A 25842-nucleotide genomic window follows, 5' to 3' on the forward strand; every position below is an offset into this window, starting at 1 on the left:
GGCACGGTTGCTGAATCGGCTAGGGGGTCGGGCATGACACGGGTGCGTTCGCTGGCACGGTTGACAGTCGCGGGGCTGATGGTCGTCACCGGAGTCGGCTTGACCATGTTGCCCACGTCGACCACGGCGACGGCGGAGCCGACGCCCAAGGCCGACTCGTCGGCGATGACGGTCAAGGGCAAGAACCGATTCTCCGACCTTGAGGTGTCGGTCGACCAGACCAGGGATCTGATCAACCAGACCGTCCACATCAGATGGAAGGGCGGCAAGCCGACCGACAACCCGCCCGGCAAGAACTTCCTGCAGATCATGCAGTGCTGGGGCGACGACGCCCGCGGCCCGGATCGGGAGCAGTGCCAGTACGGCGCGCCGGTCATCGACTTCGCGGGCGAGCAGATCGAGAGCCGCACGCTGTCCTACTACCCGGAGGTGAAGGACCCCGATGAGACCGTGCCCAACGGCGCGACGTTCGGGGTCGTGCCGTTCCGGTCGGTGACGGGCAAGATCACCAGCAGCACCGTCCCTGACTACGAACAGTTCTTCGACTCGCAGAACACCAACGAGGTCTCGGTCGCCGCCACCCAGGAGGACGGCAGCGGGTCGATCGACTTCGAGGTGCTGACCGGGCTGGAGGCACATGGACTCGGCTGCGGAAAGCTGCGCACCGAGGGACCGGAGGCGGGCAAGCCGAGGTCGTGCTGGCTGGTCATCGTGCCGCGCGACGACATCGAGGTGACCGGCAAGCAGGTCGGGGTGCCCGGCGGGCACATCCACAACTACCTTGACTCGTCGCCGCTGAGCAAGAGGAACTTCAAAGAGGCCCTTGTCGTGCCGCTGAAGTTCCTCGCGGTCGGCGACTCCTGCCCGATCGGCTCGGCCGAGCGCGCGCTGTCGGGCAACGAGCTGATCAGCGACGCCGTCATCCGGTGGCAGCCCGCGCTGTGCGCGGGCAACGGCCCGGTGTTCGGCTTCGCCCAGGTGGCTGACCGCCTTGTGCGCGACCAGATGGTCTCGCCGGAGCCGGGCATGGTGTTCACGTCGAAGCCACTGGACCCGGCCCAGGTGCCCGCCGACCGCAAGATGGTCTACGCGCCGGTCGCGGTGTCGAGTTACACCGTCGCGTTCATCATGGAACGCCAGGCCTCGATCTCGGCACCGCCGGACATCCTCAAGCAGAACGGCCAGATCATCACGGAGCTGAACCTGACTCCGCGTCTCATGGCGAAACTGCTCACCCAGTCCTACGGCGGCGCGGTTTACACCAAAGAGGACTATCTGAGCAAGAACCCGCGCAGGCTGGTCGAGGACAAGGAATTCCTCGCGCTGAACCCGGTGTTCAAGGACTACGGGTTCTCCATGCACACCGTGGAGCCGCTGCTGACCTCGGTCGACTCCGACGCCACCGAGTCGATGTGGGCGTGGATCAACCAGGACGCGGAGGCGCGGGCCTTCCTCGACGGCTCCCCCGACCCGGACAACATGGTGGTCAACAAGAACTACCGCGGCCTGGCGTTGCCGGTCGACCACTTCCCGCGCGCCGACACCTCGTGCATCATCCTCGACCTGCTCGGCCGCAAGGTTCCCAAGTGCACGCTGAACTCGCGGGGCATGGCCGCCGACCTGCACCAGGCCGGACGCGCCGCCAGTCGAGGTGACAGCCTGCAGAAGGAGCCACAGGCAGAGCCCGACCCGCTCGACCCGACCAAGCCGCTCTACAAGAAGAACGAGCGCACCCGAAACGGCGCCAGGGCGCTGATCGCGATCGTCGACAGCGCCACGGCCGACCGCTATGGCCTGCCGGTCGCCAAGCTGCGCAACGCGGCGGGAAACTTCGTGTCCCCGAAGGACGCGGGCGCCGTGCAGGCGGGCGTGGACGGCATGACCAAGTCCGCGGTGGACGGCGTCCTGCTGACCAACCCGGCGGTCAAGACGCCCAACGCCTACCCGCTGCCCCTGGTGACCTACGCGGCCGCCGCACCGGCCACAATGGACACCGCGGCGGGCAAGGACTACGCGACGTTCCTGCGCTACGCCACCGGCCCCGGCCAGACCCCCGGCGACGGCATCGGCGCCCTCCCGATCGGCTACCTGCCGCTCACCCCGGCGATGACCACGCAGGCCACCGACGCGGCGGCGACCATCGAGCGGGACGCGGGCAAGAAGATCGTGACCACCACCACGCCGCCCGCGGAGCAGTCCGGCGAGTCGTCCTCCAACGGCGGGAACACCGGCGGCTCGGGCAACTCGGGCACTCCCGGCGGCCAGGCTCCGGCGCCCGGCGGCGCCCCGGTTCCCGCGCCCGCTCCGCCCGCGGTGGCGGCCCCCGCCGCCGTGGAGGCCAGGCCCGCCGCCGCCGCGCGTGACACGCCGTCGTTGGCCGTGAGCTGGCAGGTGCGCTACCTGCTCGCCGCTCTGCTCGTCATGGGCGGCCTGGCGACCGGTGGCGGCCCGCTGCTGATGCGCTTGGGCGCCAGGGCAACGGAGTCCGGGCGTTGATCCATCCCGCGAAGAACCTGCCGTCCGACAACGGCAACCTGATGACCTATTCCATCGCCGCCTATCTGCGGCGGCATCGAGATTCAGGCGTCATCACCACAATCAGTACACGAATGACTCCGTCTGAATTAGACAGTTCGTTGCGAACGGGCTGTTCGCCGGTTGGTCACTTCGCATTGTCGATCACGAAATCTTCGCAACGATACTTCTCAATGTACGGCCGAAATTTCTTCGCTGAACCAGAAGCTTCGGACGGACACCGCAGATGAGGGGGTGATGCGCCCGACTGGCCCGCGAACGGAGTTGCCGCTCCGGCCGCGAACCAGCCAGGTCATTCGCATCACGGTGTGGACCTTGCTCTCGCCACATCGGACACGTGCCCGGACAACAGTCCAGAGCACATACTGCGTAGAAAAGGATACATGCAGTGAGCAAGAAGCGTATGCTCGTCGCGGCTTCGGCCGCTCTCGCGGCGCTGGCTCTCGCGTCTGGCTCGGCCCAGGCCGACCCGACCGGCGCCCCGACCTACCGTGAGCTCGTCGGCACCGGCTCCGACACCACCCAGACCGTCATGAACGGCCTGGCCGACGCCATCACCATCAACGGCGTCAAGGTTCTTGGTTCGTACGACGCCCGTGGTTCGGTGCAGATCACCACCAAGGACGCCGCGACCAACCCGAACTGCACCGTGGCGCGCCCCGAGGGCTCGACCCCCGGTGTCAACCTGCTCAAGGCCAACATGGCCTCGGGCGACGGCTGTGTGCAGTTCGCCCGTTCGTCGTCGAACAACGCGACGGCCAACCCGACCCTGCGCTACATCCCGTTCTCGGTCGACGCGCTGACCTACGCGGTCCGCGGCGACAGCACGGTGCCGAAGAAGCTGACCAAGGCGCAGCTGACCTCGATCTACACCTGTGCGAGCACCACCTTCAAGCCGCTGGCCCCGCAGTTCGGCTCTGGCACGCGTCAGTTCTTCGTCCGCCAGGTCATGCCCGCGGGCACCGTCGACTCGGCCACGCTGTTCGGCCCCGGCGGCACCTACCCGTGTGTCACCGACAAGGACGCCGCGAACGAGGGCATCCAGGAGCACGTCGGCACCTACCTGACCGACGTCAAGCACCTGCTGCCCTACTCGATCGCGGTCTACAACTCGCAGATCTACGGCCAGGCGCCTGCCGCGCAGGGCAAGGCCGTGCTGGGCGTGCTCGACAACATCCAGCCGAGCAACCTGAACACCTCGTCGACGATGAAGCGTGACGTCTACAACGTGATCCCGGCCGACAAGATCGCCGAAGAGCCGTACGCGAGCGTCTTCGTCGGCTCGAACTCGCTCATCTGCGCCCGTCAGGACGTCATCACCCGCTACGGCTTCGGTGTCGCCGCCAACTGTGGCCAGCCGCTCGTCCCGTAGTTCTTCCCCGCTCGCTTGAGCAGCTCGTCCAGTAGCTCTTCCACACCTTCACGAAAGGTCTGCACAACCGTGCGAGGAAACACCATGGCCCGCCGGGCTGTCGGCTTCGCGGTCGCGTTCGCCGCCGCTGCCGCCGCCACCATCGGCGCCGCGGGCATCGCTGCCGCCGCCCCCGCCGTCAAGATCGGCAACCTGACCGCCAGCAAGGCGTCGGGCTCCGACATCGAAGCCCCCGGCTACACCACCAGCGGCGGCTGCCCGACCGACTCCGACGGCTACGAGGTCCGTATCTACGGTCCCGGCGCCTTCACCCCCGGGCTCGTCGCCACCACCGTGACCGACGTCAACTTCTCCACCACCAGCGCGTTCTCCGTGGTGCAGACGCTGTCGTTCAAGGACGTCGCGGTCGACAACAGCACCACCATCGTGCCGGGTCTCTACACCGTCGCGGTCAACTGCCTCGACCAGCTCGCGGCCGCGGAGAAGGGGTCGTTCACCGTCGACCTCAACTTCACCACCGCCACCGCGTGGACCGTCGTCGCGAACAAGGTCAACACCACCACCGCCCTGTCGGCCGCCCCGGCCGCCCCGGTGACCGCGGGCTCCGCGGTGACCCTGACCGCGACGGTCTCCCCGTCGACCACCGGCCAGGTCCAGTTCCGTGACGGCGCCAACGCCCTCGGCGCCCCGGTCGCCGTGAACAACGGTGTCGCCACCCTCACCACCTCGGCTCTGGCCGTGGGCGCGCGTTCGCTGACCGCCGAGTTCCTGGGCAGCGCCACGCACAACGGGTCGACCTCCGCCGCGCTGGCCTACCAGGTCAACCCGGCTCCGGCGGGCGACACCACCACCGCCCTCGCGGTGACCCCGAGCGGCACCGCCGCGCAGTACAGCACCGTCACCCTCGCGGCGACCGTGGCCCCGGCCACCGCCGCAGGAACCGTGCAGTTCTTCGATGGCGCCAACGCCCTGGGCAACCCGGTCACCGTCGCCAACGGCTCCGCCTCGGTCAACAACGCCAACTTCGCCGTTGGCGCGCACAGCTTCACCGTGCGCTTCATCCCGGCCAACCCGGCCCTCTTCAACCCGTCGGTGTCCGCCGCCGTCGCGCTGGAGATCACCGCGTTCGCCGGTGTCACCACCTACGAGGACATCACCACCACCGTTCTCGCCGGTGAGCTGACCATCTCGGTCGCGAACCAGAACGTCGTCCTGCCCTCGCCGGTCATGGCCGCCGACGGCTCGCTGCTGACCACCGCTGGTTCGCTCAACCCGATCAAGGTAACCGACACCCGCGCGGGTAACCCGGGCTGGAACGTCTCGGGCCAGGTGACCGACTTCATCAACGGCGCCAACTCGATCAACGGTGCCAACCTGGGCTGGACCCCGAAGATCGTCGACAAGTCCCCGGTTCAGGTCATCACCGCCGGTGCCCTCGTCGACCCGGCCAACGCCATCGTTCCGGGCGCCACCGCCCCGAACGGCCTCGGCCTGGCCACCGCCCGTGTTCTGGCCTCCGCCGCCGCCCTCGGCGGCAACGGCACCGCGAACCTCACCGCGGACCTGGCCCTCAAGGTTCCCACCTCCACCGTGGCGGGCACCTACACGGCGCGGCTGACCCTCACCGCTATCTGATCTGTTCCTCGGATAGCCAGCTAGCACCACGCCAGTGGGGGCGGATCGGGACCAGGCATCCCGATCCGCCCCCACGCCCTGGATTTCAAGCTCCACAATGACCATGCTCTACAAAGGACACGACATGACGCGGATCTGGCGCCGCACGATCCTCACCGGCCTGCTCGCCGCCGTCGCACTGGGAGCCTTCCCGGCCGTGGCCACGGCGCAGGACACGCCCGCGCAGGACAAGGGGCCCGCCACCTTCGGCGTGCGGCCCGCCACCGCGCAAGCGCCGGACAACCGCCCCAACTTCAGCTTCAGCGCGACGCCGGGCGCGGTGATCAAGGACCACCTCGCCGTCGCGAACATCTCCACCGGTCCGCTGTCGCTCAAGGTGTACGCCAGCGACGCTTTCAACACCCCTGACGGCGGTTTCGACCTGCTCGCCGCCGGGCACAAGCCGGTGGACATCGGCGCTTGGGCCAAGGTCGACGCCGAGACCGTCGAGGTTCCCGGCCGCACCACCAAGATCGTGCCGTTCACCATCACCATCCCGGCGGACGCGACGCCCGGCGACCACGTCGGCGGCATCGTCGCCGCGCTGGTCACCGAGGCCACCGGCAGCGACGGCCAGCGCGTCGCGGTCGAGCAGCGCGTCGGCTCCCGGTTCTATCTGCGGATCTCCGGCGACCTGAAGCCGCGGCTGTCGATCGAGGGCCTCACCGCGCAGTACAGCGGCGGGTGGTTCGGCAGCGGCGAGACGAAGATCAGCTACACCGTCCGCAACTCGGGCAACGTCCGCCTCGGCGGCAAGCAGAAGGTCACCGTCGAGACCCCGTGGGGCTCCGGGACCAGCGCCGAGAACCTGCCGGACCTGCCGGAACTGCTGCCGAACAACACTTTCGCCGTCACCACCACGGTCAAGGGCATTCTGCCCGCGGGCTGGCTCGACGGCCTGGTGCACATCGACCCCGTTGCCCCGCCCGGGCCGCAGCCCCAGGCCGAGGCGATCGACGCGAGCGTCACGGTCGTCGCGGTGCCGTGGCTGCTGGTCATCCTCCTCGCCGTGGTCCTGCTGCTGGTCCTGTTCCTGCGGTGGCGCAAGCGCAGGCGCAAGAACGCGCCCGGCCCGGCCGACCCGGAGCCCGTCGTGGAGGTGCAGAGTGCGGTTGCGTAAGCACTTCGCGGCTGCCCTGCTGGCGCTGACGGCTCTCGTCGGCCTGGCGGGGCATGCCGCTGCCCAGGCCCCCGGCGTGCTGGTCGTCACCCCCGGCGAGAGCGTCGACGCGGTTCCGGTGCGGCTCACCACCGAGAAGGGGTGCCCGCGCCCGGCGACCGGCTACATGGCCACGATGAAGGGCCACGGCCTCGACAACGTCAACGTCGTCGCCACCTCGGATGTCGGCATCTCTTTCTCCGAGAGCTTCGAGGTGCACCTGGCGTACACGTTCAAGGACTTCGCCGCGGACAACAACACCACGCTGCAAGGCAAGTACGACATCACCTTGACCTGTGTGGACATGTTCACCCAGCAGGCGTACGGCTCCTTCGTCGCCACGGTCGACTTCCCGCAGCAGGCGCGCTACGTCGCGCAGGGCAAGTCGAAGGGCCCGCAGCAGCACACCAAGCCCGCCGTGCCCGGCATGGAGGAGCAGTCAGTGCCCCAGCAGGGCGGCCAGCCGGGGCTGCCTGGCCAGCCGACCCAGCCAGGCCAGGCCGCGCCCGAAGCGCAGCCGTCCCCACAGGACCCAGATGCCGCGGCGCAGCCCGCGCCCGCGAGCGGCGACGGCACACAGCCGTTCCTGTACCTCGCGGGCGGCGTGCTCGCGTTGATCGCGGTGGCGTTCGCCGTGTCGTCGTTCCGCAAGCGCGCCAAGGCGCCCAGTTCCGAGTCCGCATCAGAGTGACGCCGAACCCGGCCGCTGCTCACCACATTGGAGGAAATCTTTCATGCGTAAGCGCCATCTGATCGCGGCAGGCGCGGCGGTCCTCACCACGGCCGTGGCCGGTGTGATCATCGCCGCGGGCAGCTCCGCGGCGGCCCCGCCGGTCGGCGACCTGGGCACCCTGTCGGTCAGCAAGGACAAGGGCCTCGACATCGAGGCGCCGTCCTACACCACGTCGGCCCCGTGCACGGCCGACTCCGACGGCTACGACCTGCGCGTGTTCGGCCCGGGCAAGTGGGAGACCGGCCTGGTCGGCACCACCGTCACCGACGTGGGCTTCTCGTCGACCGACCCGTTCCCGGTCACCCAGACGCTGACCTTCAAGGACATCGCGGTCGACAACAGCACCACGATCACCGCGGGCGTCTACACGGTCATGGTCAGCTGCAAGGACCAGCTCGCCGACGTCACCAAGGGCACCTTCACCCGGAACTTCTACTTCACCGACGCCACGCACTGGCAGCTGAAGGACCCGGCGGAGCCGACCACCACCACCACGGCGACCACCACCACTACAACGACCACCACGACGGTGGAGCCGACCACCACGACGACGACCGTGGAGCCGACGACGACCACGACCGTCGAGCCGACCACCACCACCGTGGAGCCGACCACGACCACGGTCGAGCCCACCACGACCACCACCACGGTCGACCCCACGACCACGACGGTCGAGCCGACCACCACGACGACGACCGTGGAGCCGACGACGACCACTACGACGGTCGAGCCGACGACGACCACCACGACCACCACGACCACGGTGGAGCCGACGACCACGACCACCACCACGACGGTCGAGCCGACCACCACGACGACGACCTCGAGCACGACGACCACCACGACGCCCGGTGAGATCCCGCTGCTGGGCAAGCTGACCTCGTCGAAGCAGGCCGGTCTGGACACCGACGCGCCGATCTACACCACCTCGGCGGGCTGCCCCGACACCGCGGACAACTACCGCGCCGACCTGTTCGGCCCGGGTGCGTTCGAGAACGGTCGTGAGCTCGTCAGCCTCAGCGACGCGGGCATCTCCTTCACCGCGCCGTTCACCGCGCAGCAGAGCAACACCTTCCTCGACATCGCCAAGGACGCGAACCTGACGGCGATGCCGGTCGGCGACTACACGATCGTCCTGTCCTGCCACATCGGTGTGGAGGACGAGAGCGTCGGCATCTTCACCCTGGACATCAAGTTCACCGACGCGAAGAACTGGAAGGTCATCACCGGCGGGCAGACCAGCACCACCACCGCGCCGACCTCGACCACGTCGGGCACCGCCACCACCAGCACCACGGCGGGCACCACGACCTCGGGCACCACCACCACCGACGCCACCACCACCACGACGACGACCCCGGCGGCGTCGGGTAACGGCGACTCCGACGACGACAGCGGCCTGGCCAGCACCGGCGCGTCGATCGGGCTCAGCGTCCTGGTCGGGTCCGTGCTGATCGGCGCGGGTGCGTTCGCGGTCGTCGCGGCGCGCAGGCGCCGGGCCGTGGGCACCTCGTCCGACAGCTGATCGACATGGTTGCCCTGAAGCCGCCCGGGTTCCGCTCATCGCGGGCCCGGCGGCCAGGGGCACGTTCCAACCCGTTCGTGTGCGCCGGGGCCAGACAGCCCCGGCGCATACGGGTGTGACCAGGAAGGACACAAGGTGACGGTGACCGACGAGACCGTGCGCCCGGCCGAACCCGCGCCCGCGCCCGTCGATGACAGACGCGTGTCGTGGCTGGTGTTCGCCGGGCAGATGTTCGCCATCCTGGGCGCGGTGCTGCTGTGCTTCGTCGCCCAGCTGGCGCTGATCGGCGCGGCCAAACACGCCCGCGACCAAGAGCGCGCGCTGGTCGACTTCCGGGTCGAACTCGCCAACGCGACGGCCCCGGTCTCGGCGCTGACCGACGAGGGCAGGCTGCTCGACGCGGGCACGTCGGTCGCCATCATCGAGATCCCCAGGCTGCGTCTGCGGGAAGTGGTCGCCGAAGGCACCTCGGCGCGCACGCTCAAGTCCGGGCCAGGGCACCTGCGCAACACCCCGCTGCCCGGCCAGGCCGGAATCAGCGTCATCCTCGGCCGCCGCGCCGCGTACGGCGGCCCGTTCAGCCTGCTCGACCGGCTGCAACAGGGCGACCAGATCATCGTGACCACCGGCCAGGGCGAGCACCGCTACATGGTGCAGGGCGTGCGACATGCTGGCGACAAGGAGCGGCCCGCGCCCAAGGCCAACGAGGGCAGGCTGCTGCTGGCCACCGCCGACGGCCCGATGTTCCTGCCCACCGACGTCATGCGCGTCGACGCGCGGCTGACCTCCGAGGTGCAGACCACCTCCGGCGCGGTACCCGCGTTCGCGGTGCCCGACAGCGAGCGGCTCATGGTCGGCGACAACAGCGCGTTGGTCCCCGTTGTGCTGTGGAGCCTGCTGCTCGCGGTGGCCGCCGTGCTGATCGTGTGGGTGCGTAAGCGGGTCGGCCGCTGGCACGCCTGGGTGATCGGCCTGCCCGTACTCGGCGTGCTGGGCGTGACCCTGGCCGACCAGGCCGCCGCGATGCTGCCGAACTTGTTGTGACGCAAGGAGAATGACGATGACTGTGACCCAACAGCTGCCCGCCCCCGGCGACCTCGCCGCCCTGGACGCGCGCTCGATCTCGGCTTGGTTCGGCGAGCGCAAAGTGCTCGACCGGGTGTCGCTGATGATGCCCGCCGGGTCGGTGACCGCGCTGATCGGCCCGTCGGGCTGCGGCAAGTCGACCTTCCTGCGCACGCTCAACCGGATGCACGAGCTGATCCCCGGCGCGACTTTGGCGGGGGAGGTGCTGCTGTCGGGGGCCGACATCTACGACCCGAAGCGAAAGCTCACCGACGCGCGCAGGCAGATCGGGATGGTGTTCCAGAAGCCGAACCCGTTCCCGGCCATGTCGATCTACGACAACGTGGTCGCCGGGCTGAAGCTGACCGGGACCAAGGTGGCACGGTCCGAGCGCGACGACCTGGTGGAGTCCTGCCTGGCCAAGGCAGGTCTGTGGAACGAGGTACGCGAGCGCCTGCGCCAGCCCGGTGGCGCGCTTTCCGGCGGACAGCAGCAGCGCCTGTGCATCGCACGGTCCCTGGCGGTCCGCCCCAAGGTGCTGCTCATGGACGAGCCATGCTCGGCGCTGGACCCAACCTCGACGCGTCGCATTGAGCAGACCATCGCGGAACTGTCACACGAGGTGACAATCGTGATCGTCACGCACAACATGCAGCAAGCGGCCCGCGTGTCCCAGCAGTGCGCGTTCTTCCTGGCCGAACAGGGCACGCCCGGCGTGATCGTCGAGGCAGGCCCAACAGAGATGATCTTCGGCTCGCCCCAGGACGAACGCACCTCCGACTACGTCCACGGCCGCTTCGGCTAAGCGCGTCTTTGGCTTGTGGGGACCGAAGGTCCCTGCACTTTCCCCTGCACCCTCGTCCTGGCAATCCCTTATCCGGAAACAGGGATGTCAAGGGTCAGCTCGCTGATCGCGCAGCGACGCCGCAGGCGCCCTTGACATCCCTGTTTCCGGATAAGACGCTGATTGACGAGGGAGCGGCTCGCCCTCCGAAGCCCGGACGAGTGCACTCGTTGGCGTACAACGAGTGCACTCGTCGTGGGGCAGGGCGGGGTCGCTCCCCTAGCCCGAGCGTTTAACATTCGATCGACGGCGTCAAGGGCGCCTGCGGCGTCGCTGCGCGATCGGCAAGCCGACCCTTGACACCGCCGATCGAATGTTAAAGATGGCCAGGACGGGGTGCTGGGGGCAAAGCGGTCGGTTGGGTGGCTGATTTGCGTTGGTGCGTTGCGGTTGTAGAGATTAGTCCACTGTGTACTGATCGTAGATGATCCTGTCCAGGGAGGCTGTTGATTTGATCACGCCTGGGTAGCCTGAGACCAATGGCCTCAGCTGCGGTCGTGACTCGGCGGGAGTGCGGGTAACCTGGTCTTTCCGGGACTGGCTTGCGGCTGCTGGGGAGTGTGCGTGGATCTTCGGTTGGAGGATCCGCCTGCGCCTGGCGTTGTGCTGGTCGCGATCGGTGGGGAGGTCGACTTCGTGGCGGCGGGTGTTCTGGAGCGGTTTCTGCTTGGTGCTGTCGCTGAGCAGCGGCATCGCAAGCCTGGGCTGATCATCGACCTGTCCGATGCCGAGTTCTTCGGGTGTGCCGGGGTCAACGCGCTTATCGCGGCGCAGCGGCGGTTGGAGGCGAGTGGGGGGTGGCTGCGGTTGGTGGATCCGTCGCCCGCTGTGTCTCGGGTGTTGGATGCGGCGGGCATGAACACGTTGTTGCGGGTGGCGGAGTCGTGACGCGCTCTCCGCACGAGGTTGGGGGGATGAACCTGTGACATTCGCGCGCTCGCCGCATCAGGTCACCGCGTTCGACAGTGCCGTGGACGAGTTTCTCGCGCACGCCTGCCTGGTCTACGGCGGTGATGGGCCGCATCGGCTCGATCGGGCGCGGGCGATGCTGGCCGCCGATCCGAGTCTGGCCGCCGCCAACCTGCACACCATCGCCGCACTAGGGGACGTCGACGCGGCGCGTGGGTGGCTGGCCGATCATCCCGAGGCCGCGCGGGAGCAGGGGGGTCCGTTCGGCTGGGAGCCCTTGCTCTACCTCTCCTACTCGCGGTTGCCCGGTGGCGATCCGGTCGGGGTGGCTCGGCTGCTGCTCGACGCGGGCGCTGATCCGAACGCGGGCTATCTGTGGGAGGGCCTCTGCCCGCCCTTCACGGCTCTCACCGGCGCGTTCGGCGAAGGCGAAGACACCGTCAACGAGCCGCGGCACCAGGCTGAGCAGGCGCTGGCGCGGCTGCTGCTCGCCGCCGGGGCCGATCCGAACGACGGCCAAGCCCTCTACAACCGGATGTTCGGCGCCGACGACGGCCACCTGCGGCTGCTGTTCGAGTTCGGTCTCGGCCGCGGCGACGGCGGCCCGTGGAAGGCCAGGCTGGGCGCCAAGCAGGCGACCCCTGAACAAATGATCCACGACGTGCTTCTCTGGGCGGCGGGCCACGGCCAGCGTGATCGGGTCGCCCTGCTGCTCGACCACCGCGTCGCCCCCGAGTCCGAGTTCCGCGGACACCCGCTGCACCACGGTCGTTCGCCTTGGGAACTGGCGGTTCGGGCGGGGGAGTCCGAGATCGCCGACCTGCTGGTCGCCGCGGGTGCCCGGCCGGTGGACCTCGACGACGTGGACCAGTTCTTCGCCGCGGCGATGCGCGGCGACAGCGTGGCGGTGGCCGCCACCGCGCCCGAGGTCGTCCGGGCGGCGCGGGAGCGCGGGCCGACCGCGGTGGTGGACGCCGCTGAACTAGGCAAGGCGGTCTCGGTCCGGCTGCTCGTCGACGCAGGGTTCGACGTCAACGCAGCCGTCCGCGAGACCGCCTTGCACCAGGCCGCGTTCGCCGGTGACCTGCCGCTGGTGCGGCTGCTGCTCGACCTTGGCGCCGACCCGACCCGACAGGACACGGAATTCGGGTCGACACCGCAGGGGTGGGCCGAGCACGCGGGCCACCACGACGTGGCGGAACACCTCCGGCAGCTTCCCTGACCCACCCCGAAAAATCCGGGGAGGCGGGCTAGTAGCCGAAGGCTTGGGTCCAGTAGATGCGGTAGCTGCCGCCCTTGGCCATGCCCACGCCCAGTTCCTTGAAGTCGCAGTTGAGGATGTTGGCGCGGTGGCCTGGGCTCTTCATCCACGACTCCATGACCGACTTGGGTGTGGCCTGACCGGCGGCGATGTTCTCGCCGCCGCCCTTGGTGTATCCCTCTGCCTTGATGCGGTCGAAGGGGGAGCGGCCGTCCTGCGAGTTGTGGTCGAAGTAGTTGTTCGCGGCCATGTCCGCGCTGTGCTTGCGGGCGGCCAGCGCCAGCGTGTCGTGCCAGCGCAGCGGTCCGCAGCCCGCCTTCGATCGTTCGGTGTTGACGATCGCCAAGACCTCGGACTCGGCCGGGTCCGCACCCGGCGGGACCGGCGCGGGCTTGGGCTTGGTGGTCGTCGGCTTGGGCTTGGTGGTGGTCGTGCTGGGTGGGGGCGGTGGGGGCGCCGTCGTGGTCGTGGTTGTCGGCGCGATCGGCGCCGCGCCCGCGTCGGCCACAGTCGCCGACGCCGATCCGGTCGGGTCCGGTGCCGGGGTGGTGGCCGACTGGGCGTGCGACCTGGCGCCGCCCGAGTTGGAGTCGACGATGGCGACCTGGGCGGTGTCACGCCAGGTCGGCAGGGCTACCACGACCGCGATGGCGGCGACCGCGACGCCCACGGCGATCAGCAGGCCGCGTCGGCGGCGGTGCGACTTCGGCGTGTAGTGCACGGTTGATCCTTCTGGGGGAATTCGGGGAGTGGCTACGCCCGTTGGACGTCGGGGTTGCGCCAGGGATTACGGTCTGATGTCGAAAGCCGTCGAAAGTTTTCTGCGGAGGCGACACGGATGCGGGTAGGCGAAGCGACCGACGCCGAACTCGTCGATGCCACCCTGGCAGGCGACGAGGACGCGTTCTCGCAGCTCTACCACCGGTATCGGACCCCGGTGACCAGGTTCGTCGCGCGCACGGTCGGCGACCCGCACCTGGCCGAGGACCTGGTCCAAGAAGCGTTCGTGCGGGCCCTGCGCCTGCTGGGGGACCTGCGTGATCCCCTCCGGTTCCGGCCGTGGCTGTTCAGCATCGCCCACCGCGCCGCGCTCGATCACGTCCGCCGGGGCGGTCCGGTGCTGCTGTGGGACCTGCCGGAGGTCGCCGGGGACGACTCGCCGCACGAGAACGCCGCGGCCCGCGAGGCCGTCGGGCTGGTTTGGGACGCCGCGGCGAGCCTGGAACCGCGGCAGCTGGCCATCCTGGAGCTGACGGTCCGCGACGAGGTGACCAACGCCGAACTGGCCCAGGCACTGGATGTGCGCGCCTCCCACGCCGCCGTGCTCGCCCACCGGGCCCGCTCCGCGCTCGGCCACGCCGTGCGGCTGCTGTTGCTCGCCCGCAACCCTCGCCGCTGCTCCCGGTTGGCCGGGCTGGTGCCCGACCGGCCGCGCACCCTGTCGCGCGCCCAGCGCGCCAGTGTCGACCGGCACCTGCGGCGCTGCCCCGAGTGCCGCGACCTCGCGGGCAGGCTGACCACCCCGCTGGCCGCCTTCGGCGTGCTGCTGGTCGCCGCCGGGCGCACGTCGTCGGTCCCGGTCGACCAGGCCGCCTGGGCGCTGGCCGACCCGTCGCGCCACCTGGTCCGCAAGAGTCTCGTCACGCTGGGACTGACCGTCGCGCTGACCGTCGGCTGGTGGTTCGTGCCGAGCCCGCAGGAACCGCCGCCGGTCGTCGCGCCGCCGCCGACCACCACCACGACGCGCGAACCAGTCCCGCCGCCCGTGGCGCCCGTCGCGAATGTTCCGCCGCCCACGACCACAACCGTCGCCACCACCACGACCACTCCGCGTCCACCGTCCGAAGTGGACAAGCTGATCACCGCCCTGAACCAGCGCCGCTCGGCGGAGGGCTGCGGTCCGGTGCGGTCGATCCCGCAGCTGACCACCGCGGCCCGCGCGCACAGCACCGACATGATGAACGCGAGCCACATCGGCCTGACCAGCCCCGACGGCACCTCCCTGGCCGACAGGGTCAAGGCGACCGGCTACCGCGGCATGCGCGGCGCATACGTCGCGGCCTACCGCGAGACCGGCGCCGAACTGGCCAAGGAACTGGCGGCCGGGGACACGCCCGCGCTGTCCTGTGAGGTCGACACCATCGGCGTCGGCCGGGCTGTGGGCGGCGAGTGCGGCTACTACTGGGCGATCGTCTACGGCAAGGACTAAGTGAGACGTTCTGATATGCGCCTGAGCTTCTCGGCTATGGCTCGTCTAAGGCCGGGCCGGTGTACTTGTGTACATGGGAGAGACACAGGCAGAGAACCAGAACCCGATCTTGGTGACCGGCGGGACCGGTAAGACCGGCCGCAGGGTCGCCGAACGACTCGTCAACCGCGGGGAGTCGGTCCGCATCGGCTCTCGGACCGGCGCGATCCCCTTCGACTGGGAGGACACGGCCACTTACGAGCCCGCTCTCAGCGGTGCGCGGGCGGCGTACATCAGCTACTACCCCGACATGACCTTCCCCGGCGCCTACGAGTCGATCGACGCGTTCTCCAAGATCGCCGTCGAGAACGGCGTCAAGCGGCTCGTCGTGCTCTCGGGCCGCGGCGAGGCCGAGGCCATCCGGTGCGAGGACGTCGTGCGCGCCAACGGCGCCGACTGGACGATCCTGCGCGGCGCGTGGTTCGCCCAGAACTTCAGCGAGCACTTCCTGCTCGACTACGTTCTCGCAGGCGAGATCGCGCTGCCCGCGGGCGACGTGGCCGAGCCGTTCGTCGACCTTGACGACCTCGCCGACGTCGCCGTCGAGGCACTCACCGACGAGGCCCACATCGGCCAGATCTACGAGATGACCGGCCCGCGGCTGCTCACCTTCGCCGAGGTCGCCACCGAGTTCACCAAGGCACTCGGCCGCGAGGTCGTCTACCAGCCGATGTCGCATGAGGACTACGCCGCGGCGCTGGCGGAATACGGGATGCCGTCGCACTTCTCCGACCTCATGAAGGAGGTCCTCGACGGCCGCAACGCCCACACCAGCGACGACATCAGCAAGGTGTTGGGCCGCCCGGCCAAGGACTTCGCCGACTACATCAAGGACGCCGCCGCGACGGGCGTCTGGAACGTGAGCTAGCAGTTCAACCGAACCGCTGGAACGCCACCGAGGAGGGCTGTGATCGTGCAGGCTCATCTGTCCACTGAGAACGGATTGGACTCGCTGCCCAAGCACGTGCATGGGTTCGCCCTGATGCACGTGGCGATGCGCCGCGACGCACGCAGGCTCCTCTCGGTGGCGCCCGTGCTGACCGAGGCCAAAGTCGGCAAAGTCGCCGACTGGTGGCGGCAGGTCCGGGCCGTCATCGACTGGCACCACCACACCGAGGACGACATCCTCTGGCCCGCGCTGCGCGAGCGGGTGCTGGCTTTCGCCGAGACCGAGAAGGCGATGCACGCCGACCACGCCGCGCTCGACGACGCGATGGACGCGGTGACCGCCGCGTTGCGGCCGGGTCGTCAGCGCGGCGAGGTCGAGGCCGCGGCCGCCGGGTTCGACACGATCATCCAGGACCACCTGCGCGCCGAGGAATCGGTGGTGTTCAAGGCGTTCTGCGTCGACCTGTCGGCGCGGGAGTACTCCGCCATCGAGCAACGCGTGATCACCAGCGCGCCGCTTCCCATCATGCAGTTCCTCGTCCCCTGGATGCTCGACGGCGCCGACAGCGCGGGTGCGGCGGGGGCCGCCGCCGCGATGCCGCCGCCGGTACGACTGCTCGGCACCACGGTGCTGCGGTGGAACTACCACCGCCAGTACCGCTGGTGGTGAACGCGACACGGTCGCTGACGGCGGCGTAGACCGGCCCGCGTCCACAGCGCGGGCGGGCCTTTGCGGGGAAGAGCAGGGCTTCTAGACACAAGGGGAATCGCCATGGGATCGATCAACACCGCCGTCGACTTACCCACCTCGAGAGCGATAGGCCTGGCTGAGCGCACACTCCCGGCCCTGCGCACCGCACCGGTCCGACCAGGGCCATTGCTGTCGGTGCGCGGCCTGCGGGCGACCTACGGCGACCGGGTCGTGGTCGACGACGTGTCCTTCGACGTGCGGGCGGGCGAGGCGTACGGCCTCGTCGGCCCGGCGGGTGGGGGCAAGAGCACCACCGTGCGGATGGTGTGCGGTCTGCTCACCGCCGACGCGGGCACGGTGATGGTCCGGCGCACCCCGATCGACAACATCGGCGGCCGTTCCCTGCGCGAGTCCGTCAGCTATGTGCCCCAGAGCGTGGTGATGATCCCGTCGGCCACCATCGCCGAGACGGTCCGGTTCTGGGCCCGCTTCTTCGGCCTGCCCAGGGCCATGCGCCGCGACCGGGCCGCGGAGGTCCTCGCCGCGGTGGGCCTGCGCGACCGCGCGGGCGAGCGCGTCGACCGCTGCACCGGCGGGGTCCTGCGCGAACTGAGCCTGGCCGTGGCCCTGCTGCACCGGCCGCGCCTGCTGGTGCTCGACCAGCCGACCACGGGCATCGACCCCGACAGCAAGCAGCGCGTGCTGGGCACCCTCGCCCGGCTTCGCGACGAAGGTGTGGCGGTGCTGTACGCGTGCCGTGATCTTGGTGAGGTTCGGTGGCTGTGCGACCGTTTCGGCCTCCTGCACAAGGGGTCTATGGTCGCCGAGGGGTCGACGAGCAGTCTGTCGACGGTCCTCACCTGAGCCGACGGGCCCGCAACGAGGAGGAATCATGACGAGTACGGGTGAGGTCGACCAGCGCGCCAAGGGAAAGCTGGCAGGCCCACTGCTGTGGCTGGCCACGGCGAGCGTCGGCGTGGTCGCGGGAGTGTTCTACGCGTTCGCCATCTCGGTGATGCCCGGTCTGGCCAAGACCGACGACAAGGCGTTCATCGACAGCATGCAGAACATCAACCGCTCCATCGAGAACGGCGCCTTCGGCTCGGCGTTCCTCGGCTCCTTCATCTTCACCGGCGCCGCCGCGATCATCGAGAACCGCATGGGCAGACGTGCCGCCGCCCGCTGGATCATCGCGTCGCTGCTGCTCTACGTGGTGGGTGTGGCCATCACCATGGGGATCAACATCCCGCTGAACCAGAAGCTGGAAGCCGCGGGCGCCCCGGCCAACATCGCCGACCTCGCCGCCGTCCGCGCCGCCTTCGAGGACCCATGGAACTCCGCCCACCTCGCCCGCACGGTCGCCTGCGTCCTCGCACTCGGCTGCCTCGGCCGCGCCCTCTGGCTGCACGGCCGCGCTGAACGTGCCGACGGCCTGCTCCCCCGGTAGGTCCCGACGCACAACCCTGGCCGCCGGTTTCGCTTCCTGGAGCGAAACCGGCGGCCGCGTCCTGTCACCCCTCACGCCCGGGAAGCCGGTCGCGATCAACCAGCAGGCGGCCCGCGGCCCGCGGTCGCGCCAAGGGGAGGGATGTCATGCGAAGAACGCGCGTTCTCTTACTGATCCTGTCAGCGGTCGCGTTGAGCCTGGTGGCTCCGGGGACCGCGGCGGCGGGCAATACCACGTTCTACGGCGATCTGAACGGCGACGGCAGGTCGGACCGGATCACGCTCGGGTCGACCGGATCCGCGCGCACCGACTGCACGATCACCGTGTCCTACCGGATCGTCGGGAGCATATTCCGTGCGCCGGTGGTCTACCCGTTCACCTCACCCGCGCCGTACGCGCCGTTCTGCCCGAACAAGGGCGAGGCGGTGGACCTGGGTGGCGACGGTGTCGTGGAGTTGGTGACGACCCACTTCATCTGGACGGTGGCGGGCAAGCAGATCCTCGTGCTGCGCAACTTCGTGCCGTGGTACGAGACGACCGGGGTGAGTTTCCCGAGCACGATCAACCAGGTCGACTTCAACGGCGACGGACGCAAGGACATCTGGGAGTCCAGCGACCAGACCATGCAGGTCAGATCGTACCTCAACACGACATCGAGCACGCTGGTGCCCGGTCCGATCAGCGTCTGCAACTCGACGTCGCAGCCGCAGCACGTGTTCGCCGACTTCAACGGCGACGGCGGGCAGGACATGCTGATGTACCGGCGGTGCGAGTACTCCTACGCGGGCGCCGAACTGCACTTCGGCAACGGCGGTACGCCGGTGGTCTTCGCGTCGACGACCACTGTGAGTACGAAGTATGAGGTGTACCGGGCGGACTTCGACTACGACGGGGTGGTTGACGTCGGCGTCATCACCCAGCCCAGCGGCGGTCCGGTCACGGTGCGGCACTTCCGCAACAACGGGGCCGGGGTCTTCACCGAGATCCTGTAGGTCGAGTGGATGGTGCGGGCCATCACGCCCGCACCATCCTTTTAGGACACCGCGGCGATGGGGGAACCGGGGTTGGTGGCGGCCTGGCGGATGTACTCCTGCGGGGACATGCCCCGGACTCGCTTGAAGGCGGTGCTCAGCGCGAAAGAGCTGCTGTAGCCGACTTTTCTGGCCACCGAGCCGATGGTCGCGTTGGACTCGCGCAGGAGGTCGGCGGCCAGGGCGAGCCGGAGGCTGGTGAGGTAGTTCATCGGGGGTTCGCCGACCAGGGCGGTGAAGCGGCGGGCGAGGGCGGCGCGGGAGACACCGGCGCGGGCGGCCAGGGTGGCCACGGTCCACGGGTGGGCCGGTTCGGTGTGCACCAGCTGGAGCGCGGCGCCGACCACCGGGTCGTGTTGGGCGCGGTACCAGGCGGGGGCGCCGACGCCGGGGGAGGCGAGCCAGGCGCGCAGGACGCTGACCAGGACGAGGTCGAGGATGCGGTCGAGCACGAGCTCCTGTCCGGGCTCCTGCTTGAGCATTTCCCCTTCCAGCAACGCCACCAGCGCGCTGTCGCCCGCGTCGATCGGGCGGACCAGGACCGGCGGGAGGGCGCCGAACAGGCGTTGGCCGATCTCGCGCTGCATCTGGTAGGTGCCGCTGAGCATGACCGCGGAGCCCTCGTTGTTGCCCCAGGTGCGCACGCCGAGGCTGCGGGACTCGCCGATGTCCTCGCCGTCGATGGTCACGCATCGCTGGCCGGGGTAAATGATCACCTGCGGCACGGTGGCCGGGTCGTCGGCGATCGTGTACGGCGTGGGGCCGCGCATGATCGCCACCTCGCCGGGATGCAGCTGCACCGGGTCGCCGTGGTCGGGGACGATCCACGCGTCGCCCTGGGCCGGGATGACCAGGGACAGCGGCGCGCGGTCCTCGATGCGGATCGACCAGGGTGGGTTCAGGATCGAGCGGAGCAGAAAGGCCCCGCGGGCTCTCGGTCCGTCCAGCAGACCGGTCAAGGTGTCGTCCGCTAGCGTGCTCATACCGCTAGTATAGACGAATGCACATGCAGATGGGTGAAAAACGCATGAATCGTCTATGTGATCTCAACCCATCGATCTTGTCCGCCGGCCCCAGTAGGTTGCGCTTGGCGGAGTCCGGGCAAACGTCGGTGTCGATGGAAGGTGTCGGATGTTCGAGGTAGTGGTGCTGGTCGCGGCGATCGCGTCGGGGCTCATCGCGGGAGTGTTCTTGGGGTTCTCGGTCGGGGTCATGCCCGCACTCAAGCAGGTGGACGACAAGGTGTTCATCGACGTGATGCAGCGGATCAACCGCGTGATCGGGAACGGTCTGTTCGGCCTGACGTTCCTGGTGTCGATGCTGACGGCACTGGCGATCCCGGTGATCGACCTCGTCAACGGCGGCGGCGTGGACGCCGCGGCGGTGATCGGGGCGGTGCTCGTGGTGCTGTCCCATGGTTTCACCTTCGGCGGCAACTTTCCGCTGAACGCCCGGCTTGAGGCGGCCGGGCCGGTCGCGCGCCAGCAGAACTCCGCCGAGGTGCGGCAGACGTTCGAAGCGCCGTGGAACCGGTGGCACAATCTTCGCGGTCTCGCCGTGGCGGTGGGCTTCATCCTGCTCTGCGTTTCCGCCAGTTCGTGAAGTTAGGGGTCCGGTCGGCGACCGGACCCCTACTCTCACGGCTCGATCTTGATCTGCGCCATCATCGCCGTCGACGAGTGGTCGATGAAGTGGCAGTGGAACGGGTAGATCCCCGTGTAGGGGCTGTCGAAGGTCGCCAGGATCCGCACGGTGGTGCCCGGCGGGACCGCCACGGTGTCCTTCGGATACGCCTCCCACTCCGCGGCCGGGATGCCGTCGCGGTCCAGGACGCGAAACTGGATCAGGTGCAGGTGCAGTGAATGCGGGATCTCGAACTGGGTGTCGAGATTGGTGATCTCCCATAACTCGGTGGTGCCGCGCTTGACGGTGAAGTCCACCCGCTCGGGGTCGTAGGCCTTGCCGTTGATGAGGAAAGTGCCCGCGAGCGCGTCGAAGCTCAGCTCCACCTTGCGAGTCACGGTCGGCGGCTTGGGGATGGGCGCGGGAGCCAGCGTCGCGGGGACCGAGGACCCATCGGACTCGGGGCCGCCGGCGACGTCGAACCGCAGGATCCGCCTGCTCGCATCGGATTCGCCGTCGATGTTCTCCAGGAAGATCTGGGAACCGTCGGCCGCCCCGCTGAATTCGACTACCACGTCGGCCCGCTCGGCGGGCCACAGCGTGATCTCGCTTCGCCGGACGGGCCGGGGGAGCAGCCCGCCGTCGCTGCCGACCTGCACGAACTCGGCGCCGTTGCTCAGCTTCAGCCGGAACGTGCGCTCGTTGGCGCCGTTGACCAGCCGCAGCCGATACCGCCGCCGCCGCACCGCCAGCCGCGGCTGGGCCGCGCCGTTGACCAGCACCAGCGACCGGTTCGCCTGGCCGAACACCGCCCATTGCAACTCACCGTCGCGGGAAATGTCGGCGTCGCGCAGCAGCAGCGGGATGTCGTGGGCCCCACTGGGCAGCCGGTGCGTCGGCCGGGCGTCCTCGATGAGGTAGAGGCCGGACAGGCCGCGGTAGACCTGCTCGGCCTCCAGGTGGTGGGCGTGGTCGTGGTACCAGAGCGTGCCCGCGCGCTGGATGTTCGGGTAGGTGTACGTGCGGGAGCGGCCGGGCTCGATGACATGCATCGGATGGCCATCGCTGTCGGCGGGCACGTTGCCGCCGTGCAGGTGCACCGCCGTCGCGCTCGCCAGGGTGTTGGTGACCACGACCTTGGCGGTGCGGCCCTGCCGGGCGAGGATCGTCGGCCCGGGGAACTGGCCGTTGTAGGTCAGGACGTTCGTGCGGACCCCGGGCACTATCTCCGCGGTGCCCTCGCCGACGGTCAGGCGGTAGACGTCGGTGTCGATCCGGGTGGCCGACGGCCGCAGCACCTGGGGGATGGGCAGCGCCCTGGTGAACGGCTCGACTGTCCATGATGGACCGAAGGCGAAGTCCATCAGGCTCTCGGTCGGAAGCGCGAGCCCGACCCCGCCCACCGCCCCGAGTGTGAGCGCGTTGCGACGGTTGATCATGTTCACCACACCTTTACTTGTCGGGCGGGCACCTGCCGCCAGGGAACGCCTCCGACGGCACACACGCCGACGATGACCACGAACGTGTTCCGCAGCACGGAAACCGATGCCGCCAGAGACTCGGTGAACGACACCGCACCCGCCAGCGCGACAGCGGCCACGGCGACGGTCACCCCCGCTGCCACCACCCCGGCCGCCGCCGCGAACGCGGTGTGCCGAAGGACGCCGGAAGACGGGAAGACCCGCCGCACGAGAACCGCCGTCACGGCGATTCCCGCGGCGGCGGGAAGCAGGATGAGGAATGCCAGGCCGACGGTGTTGGCCAACGCGTCGCCGATGACCGGTGGCGGCAAGGTGATCCCGCCGCCATGGTGTCCCGCGCCGCTGAGGGCGTGTGCACGGGTCGCAGGGGTGGGCATGGGCCCGGCATGCGCGCGCAGAACCCACGCCGCCGAGACGGCCACCATGACGGCAGGCATCAAGATCGCGGTGGCCCGCAAACCATTGCCACCGCCGGAAACCTCACGAGCGCGGCCCCCACCCTTCCCCGGGGGGACGGCCCTTGGCCAGTCTATCGGGAGAGGGTGGTGGGTGGGAGGGGTGTGGGTCGGGCTGTGGACAAGTGCGCGGGCCTGTGGATGAGTGGTCATGCGCTCATGGCTTCGGAGTAGGATCTGTTGACCAGGCGGGTGATCAGCTGGTCGCGCACCCTGGCCGGGATCGCCGGGGCGAAGCGGCGCAGGTAGCTGTCGGCGTGGTCGAGGTCGTCGATCAGGAAGAGCAGGTCGAACACCAGCATCTGGCGGACCGCCAGCAATGGCACCGGTGACCGCAGCGGCCGGAAGTCCGGGTTCCACAGGCCCGGTTCCGGGCAGGTCGGGTGGAACTGGCCGATCATCAGGCCGTCGGCGACGAACTCGTCCTTCGCCTTGCGCTGCAACAGGTCCAGTTCGGTCGAGTCCGTGTGGTCCATGTCCGGCAGGACGAGCAGCAGGGTCAGCAGCTCACGGTCGGCATCGTCCAAATCCGCCGACAGGCGGGTGTGCCACGACCGCAGGGCCGCGACGGCACCCGCGAGGTCGTCGGTGGTCGGGAGGGCCAGGTGGAAGAGGTTCTTGCGCAGCGACGGCTGGGTGTACGGGCAGACCGGGCCGGTTCGGCCGAGGTCGGCGTGCGGGGAGACCAAATAGTCCTGGCTCCACCGCAGCACCGACGACAGCGCGGGTTGGTCACCGCGCTCCACCTCCGCGGCGGTCCAGACTCGTAGGTCGGTCATCGCGGGTCCCTCCACAATGGACGCAACGCGGGTCCGTTCGGCAGCGTGATCACGCTGCCGATCGGGGTGAAGCCGAAGCGCAGGGCCGCCGCCGCGCCGCCCGCGGAGCTGGCCTCGGTGTAGATCGGGTAGCCCTGCCGGTCGGCGAGGTGCAGCAGCGGCGCGATCATCCCGGTCAGGATTCCGCGTCGCTGCCGGTCGGGGCGGACCCCGGCGAAGGAGATGTAGTAGTGGGCGCGGTCGGTCGGGTGGTGGGAGGCCTGCATGCCCAGAATGGTGAGCAGCATCGACGCGGCGCCGCCGCCGCCGACCGCGGCCGACAGGCGCCACTGGATCTCCTCGGCGCGCTCGTCGGCGAACTCGGTGGCGACCGGGGAGGTGAACAGCAGCGCGGTCTCGAAGTCGCCGCCGAGCAGGATGCCGCCGTGGGTCAGGGCGAGCTCGACGAACACCTCGAAGAAGCCCGGCAACGCGGCCCGGCGGGCGACCGGGTCGGGCAGGATCCACTTGGTCAGCGGGTCCTCTTGGAACGAGGCGCTCAGCAAGGTGATGAGCGCGGCCTCGTCGGCCGCGGTGGCCAGCCGGACACCGGTGGGCAGCTCATGCGGCTCCGGCAGGCTCGGTGCGCGGCCAGGTATGTCCATGAAGGTCACCTCGGGTGACTCCTTCCGTGTGGGGCCCGCCGGGTCGGGTCGATCGGGCGTCACCGGGTCGCGGTGACGAGACGGCGCACCCGGTCGTGTGTGCGGTCGACGTGGTCCTCGGCCTCGGGCTTGATCAGCACGCTGCGGCAGATCCGCGCGGTCTCGGCGTCGGCGGCCACATCCGGGTGTCTGCGCCGCAGAGCAGCGGCTTCGACGCGCAGCAGGCTCACGTAGACCGGGTCGTCGTCGCGGGACATGCCGCCGCGCAGCAGCCGCTCGGAGGCGGTATCGATGGCGCTCAGCGTCGGCAAGCGCGCCGCATAGGTGACGATGTCGAGGTCCGGACGCTGGTAGAGGCGCAGCTCGGTGCTCGTCTCCAGCAGGTCGGCCCACCGCAGCGCCGCCCGGCGGCTGGCGGCCAGCACCGAGCCGAGACCGGTCGGGGTGAGTGGGAGCAACTGCGTAGTCAGCCACAGGGCCGCCGCCGCGGCACCGGCGCGCGAGCACTCCAGGCTGATCTCACCGAGGTGCAGGTCGGCGTCGGTGAAGTAGGTGTAGGGCGAGTCGTGCCCGAAGTGGCGCGCGTCGGCCGGGTCGGCGAACAGGACCGCGCCGCAGCCGTAGGGCTGCAGGCCGTGCTTGTGCGGGTCGACGACCACCGAGTCGCACCCGGCGATGGCCGCCCACGGCCGCGGGTCGATGGTCGGGTCGGACCCGGCGAGCAGCGCGTAGAACCCGCCGTACGCGGCATCGACGTGCACGCGGGCGCCGAACTGGCGGGCCAGTGGCAGCACCTCGTGCACGGGGTCGACCGCGCCGAGCCCGGTGGTGCCCGCGGTCACGACGACGGTGCCGATCCGGCCGGTGGCCAGCGCGTCGCGCAGGGCGTCGAGGTCCACTCTGCCCATGTCGTCGACCGGCAGCCGCACGCCGTCGATCCCCAGCACGTGACACATCCGCTCATGCGTGTAGTGGCACTCGGCGCTGTAGGCGACGGCCTTGCCTGGGTGCGCTTGCCTTGCCACGTAAAGGGCTTCGAGGTTGGCGATGGTGCCGCTGGTGGTCAGGTGGCCCGCGTGGCGGGGCAGGCCGAACATGTCGGCCAGCCCGGCGACGGTCTCGCGCTCCATCTCCGTGGTGGCGGGGCCGCCCTCGGCGGCGTGGTTGTTCGGGTTGATCAGCATCGCGGTGACGTAGCCGACCACGGCCGCCGGGTGCGGCGGCTTGACCATCTGGCCGACGTAGCGCGGGTGGAAGAACGGGTAGTTGTCGTGCAGGCGCTTGGCGAAGCGCGCGTAGGCGGTGGCGAAAGTGGCGTCGTCGACCTGGTGGGACGGGTGCGGAGTGAACGGGCCGAACGCCGCGCCCCACTCCTCGACCACGTCGACCGCCCGCGGCAGCCAGCTGCGCAGATCCACTTCGGCTCCTCTCTCGGCCAGGGTGGCCAGGCGAGTCGCTGATCACCAGCGACTCGTCGT

At 69.6% G+C, this 25842-nt stretch carries 24 protein-coding genes; 17 read left to right on the forward strand and 7 right to left on the reverse strand.

Annotated elements, in window-relative coordinates:
• Nucleotides 1-33 precede the first annotated feature (33 nt).
• The 10 genes from BN1701_RS33100 to BN1701_RS33145 all read left to right on the forward strand — a co-directional run bounded on the left by BN1701_RS33100 (nucleotide 34) and on the right by BN1701_RS33145 (nucleotide 13038).
• Complete coding sequence (locus BN1701_RS33100; protein WP_231949789.1) at nucleotides 34-2496, forward strand: hypothetical protein; 2463 nt, start codon at nucleotides 34-36, stop codon at nucleotides 2494-2496.
• Nucleotides 2497-2923: 427 nt separating this feature from the next.
• Nucleotides 2924-3907: a substrate-binding domain-containing protein gene (locus BN1701_RS33105; RefSeq protein ID WP_231949790.1), complete on the forward strand. Its 984-nt coding sequence runs from the start codon at nucleotides 2924-2926 to the stop codon at nucleotides 3905-3907.
• 84 nt (nucleotides 3908-3991) lie between these two features.
• Nucleotides 3992-5542, forward strand: coding sequence for an Ig-like domain-containing protein (locus BN1701_RS33110; RefSeq protein ID WP_054055375.1), 1551 nt, complete (start codon nucleotides 3992-3994; stop codon nucleotides 5540-5542).
• Between the two features lie 124 nt (nucleotides 5543-5666).
• Nucleotides 5667-6701 carry a WxL protein peptidoglycan domain-containing protein gene (locus BN1701_RS33115; RefSeq protein WP_054056335.1) on the forward strand — a complete coding sequence of 345 codons (1035 nt, stop codon included), beginning with the start codon at nucleotides 5667-5669 and terminating at the stop codon, nucleotides 6699-6701.
• Nucleotides 6688-7431: a hypothetical protein gene (locus tag BN1701_RS33120; RefSeq protein ID WP_054055376.1), complete on the forward strand. Its 744-nt coding sequence runs from the start codon at nucleotides 6688-6690 to the stop codon at nucleotides 7429-7431. The genes BN1701_RS33115 and BN1701_RS33120 overlap by 14 nt, the downstream gene beginning before the upstream one ends.
• A gap of 43 nt (nucleotides 7432-7474) precedes the next feature.
• Complete coding sequence (locus BN1701_RS36990; protein ID WP_054055377.1) at nucleotides 7475-8998, forward strand: hypothetical protein; 1524 nt, start codon at nucleotides 7475-7477, stop codon at nucleotides 8996-8998.
• A 135-nt stretch (nucleotides 8999-9133) separates the two neighbouring features.
• Entirely contained in the window at nucleotides 9134-10042 is a 909-nt protein-coding gene (locus tag BN1701_RS33130; protein WP_054055378.1) for a sortase, read from the forward strand.
• A gap of 16 nt (nucleotides 10043-10058) precedes the next feature.
• Nucleotides 10059-10868 carry a phosphate ABC transporter ATP-binding protein gene (locus tag BN1701_RS33135; protein ID WP_172803375.1) on the forward strand — a complete coding sequence of 270 codons (810 nt, stop codon included), beginning with the start codon at nucleotides 10059-10061 and terminating at the stop codon, nucleotides 10866-10868.
• A 603-nt stretch (nucleotides 10869-11471) separates the two neighbouring features.
• Nucleotides 11472-11795 carry an STAS domain-containing protein gene (locus BN1701_RS33140; RefSeq protein ID WP_172803376.1) on the forward strand — a complete coding sequence of 108 codons (324 nt, stop codon included), beginning with the start codon at nucleotides 11472-11474 and terminating at the stop codon, nucleotides 11793-11795.
• A gap of 34 nt (nucleotides 11796-11829) precedes the next feature.
• Nucleotides 11830-13038, forward strand: coding sequence for an ankyrin repeat domain-containing protein (locus BN1701_RS33145; protein WP_054055380.1), 1209 nt, complete (start codon nucleotides 11830-11832; stop codon nucleotides 13036-13038).
• 28 nt (nucleotides 13039-13066) lie between these two features.
• Here BN1701_RS33145 and BN1701_RS33150 read toward each other — a convergent pair whose 3' ends face one another.
• A complete protein-coding gene (locus tag BN1701_RS33150; protein WP_054055381.1) occupies nucleotides 13067-13798 on the reverse strand; it encodes a CAP domain-containing protein in 732 nt (243 codons plus the stop codon).
• A gap of 117 nt (nucleotides 13799-13915) precedes the next feature.
• On the opposite strand from BN1701_RS33150, the gene BN1701_RS33155 reads away from it, so the two are divergent.
• The 6 genes from BN1701_RS33155 (at nucleotide 13916) to BN1701_RS33180 (ending at nucleotide 19343) form a co-directional block, all read left to right on the forward strand.
• On the forward strand, nucleotides 13916-15286 hold the full coding sequence (locus BN1701_RS33155) for a sigma-70 family RNA polymerase sigma factor (RefSeq protein WP_054055382.1): 1371 nt from the start codon (nucleotides 13916-13918) through the stop codon (nucleotides 15284-15286).
• 73 nt (nucleotides 15287-15359) lie between these two features.
• Nucleotides 15360-16193: an NAD(P)H-binding protein gene (locus tag BN1701_RS33160; protein ID WP_054056337.1), complete on the forward strand. Its 834-nt coding sequence runs from the start codon at nucleotides 15360-15362 to the stop codon at nucleotides 16191-16193.
• Between the two features lie 39 nt (nucleotides 16194-16232).
• Complete coding sequence (locus BN1701_RS33165; protein ID WP_197672167.1) at nucleotides 16233-16883, forward strand: hemerythrin domain-containing protein; 651 nt, start codon at nucleotides 16233-16235, stop codon at nucleotides 16881-16883.
• A gap of 102 nt (nucleotides 16884-16985) precedes the next feature.
• Nucleotides 16986-17768 carry an ABC transporter ATP-binding protein gene (locus BN1701_RS33170; RefSeq protein WP_054055383.1) on the forward strand — a complete coding sequence of 261 codons (783 nt, stop codon included), beginning with the start codon at nucleotides 16986-16988 and terminating at the stop codon, nucleotides 17766-17768.
• Between the two features lie 28 nt (nucleotides 17769-17796).
• A complete protein-coding gene (locus BN1701_RS33175; protein WP_054055384.1) occupies nucleotides 17797-18351 on the forward strand; it encodes a DUF1772 domain-containing protein in 555 nt (184 codons plus the stop codon).
• Between the two features lie 146 nt (nucleotides 18352-18497).
• Nucleotides 18498-19343, forward strand: coding sequence for a VCBS repeat-containing protein (locus BN1701_RS33180; protein ID WP_157368352.1), 846 nt, complete (start codon nucleotides 18498-18500; stop codon nucleotides 19341-19343).
• A 41-nt stretch (nucleotides 19344-19384) separates the two neighbouring features.
• Here BN1701_RS33180 and BN1701_RS33185 read toward each other — a convergent pair whose 3' ends face one another.
• On the reverse strand, nucleotides 19385-20365 hold the full coding sequence (locus BN1701_RS33185; protein WP_054055386.1) for an AraC family transcriptional regulator: 981 nt from the start codon (nucleotides 20363-20365) through the stop codon (nucleotides 19385-19387).
• Between the two features lie 160 nt (nucleotides 20366-20525).
• On the opposite strand from BN1701_RS33185, the gene BN1701_RS33190 reads away from it, so the two are divergent.
• Nucleotides 20526-20984 (forward strand): DUF1772 domain-containing protein, encoded by a 459-nt coding sequence (locus tag BN1701_RS33190; protein ID WP_172803377.1) that lies wholly within the window; start codon nucleotides 20526-20528, stop codon nucleotides 20982-20984.
• Between the two features lie 35 nt (nucleotides 20985-21019).
• Here BN1701_RS33190 and BN1701_RS33195 read toward each other — a convergent pair whose 3' ends face one another.
• The 5 genes from BN1701_RS33195 to BN1701_RS33215 all read right to left on the reverse strand — a co-directional run bounded on the left by BN1701_RS33195 (nucleotide 21020) and on the right by BN1701_RS33215 (nucleotide 25782).
• Nucleotides 21020-22444 (reverse strand): multicopper oxidase family protein, encoded by a 1425-nt coding sequence (locus tag BN1701_RS33195; RefSeq protein WP_054055388.1) that lies wholly within the window; start codon nucleotides 22442-22444, stop codon nucleotides 21020-21022.
• Nucleotides 22445-22446: 2 nt separating this feature from the next.
• Nucleotides 22447-22863, reverse strand: a complete 417-nt coding sequence (locus BN1701_RS33200) for a hypothetical protein (protein ID WP_172803378.1) — start codon at nucleotides 22861-22863, stop codon at nucleotides 22447-22449.
• 227 nt (nucleotides 22864-23090) lie between these two features.
• The gene (locus BN1701_RS33205) at nucleotides 23091-23720 is read right to left on the reverse strand and encodes a DUF6875 domain-containing protein (protein ID WP_054056339.1); all 630 of its coding nucleotides are present in this window, start codon (nucleotides 23718-23720) and stop codon (nucleotides 23091-23093) included.
• Entirely contained in the window at nucleotides 23717-24373 is a 657-nt protein-coding gene (locus BN1701_RS33210) for a hypothetical protein (RefSeq protein ID WP_054055390.1), read from the reverse strand. Before BN1701_RS33210 ends, BN1701_RS33205 begins: the two co-directional genes overlap by 4 nt.
• A 50-nt stretch (nucleotides 24374-24423) precedes the next feature.
• Entirely contained in the window at nucleotides 24424-25782 is a 1359-nt protein-coding gene (locus BN1701_RS33215) for an aminotransferase class V-fold PLP-dependent enzyme (RefSeq protein WP_054055391.1), read from the reverse strand.
• Nucleotides 25783-25842: the final 60 nt, after the last annotated feature.

Origin of the sequence: Alloactinosynnema sp. L-07 (genome assembly GCF_900070365.1) — a bacterium.
Lineage (GTDB): Bacteria > Actinomycetota > Actinomycetes > Mycobacteriales > Pseudonocardiaceae > Actinokineospora.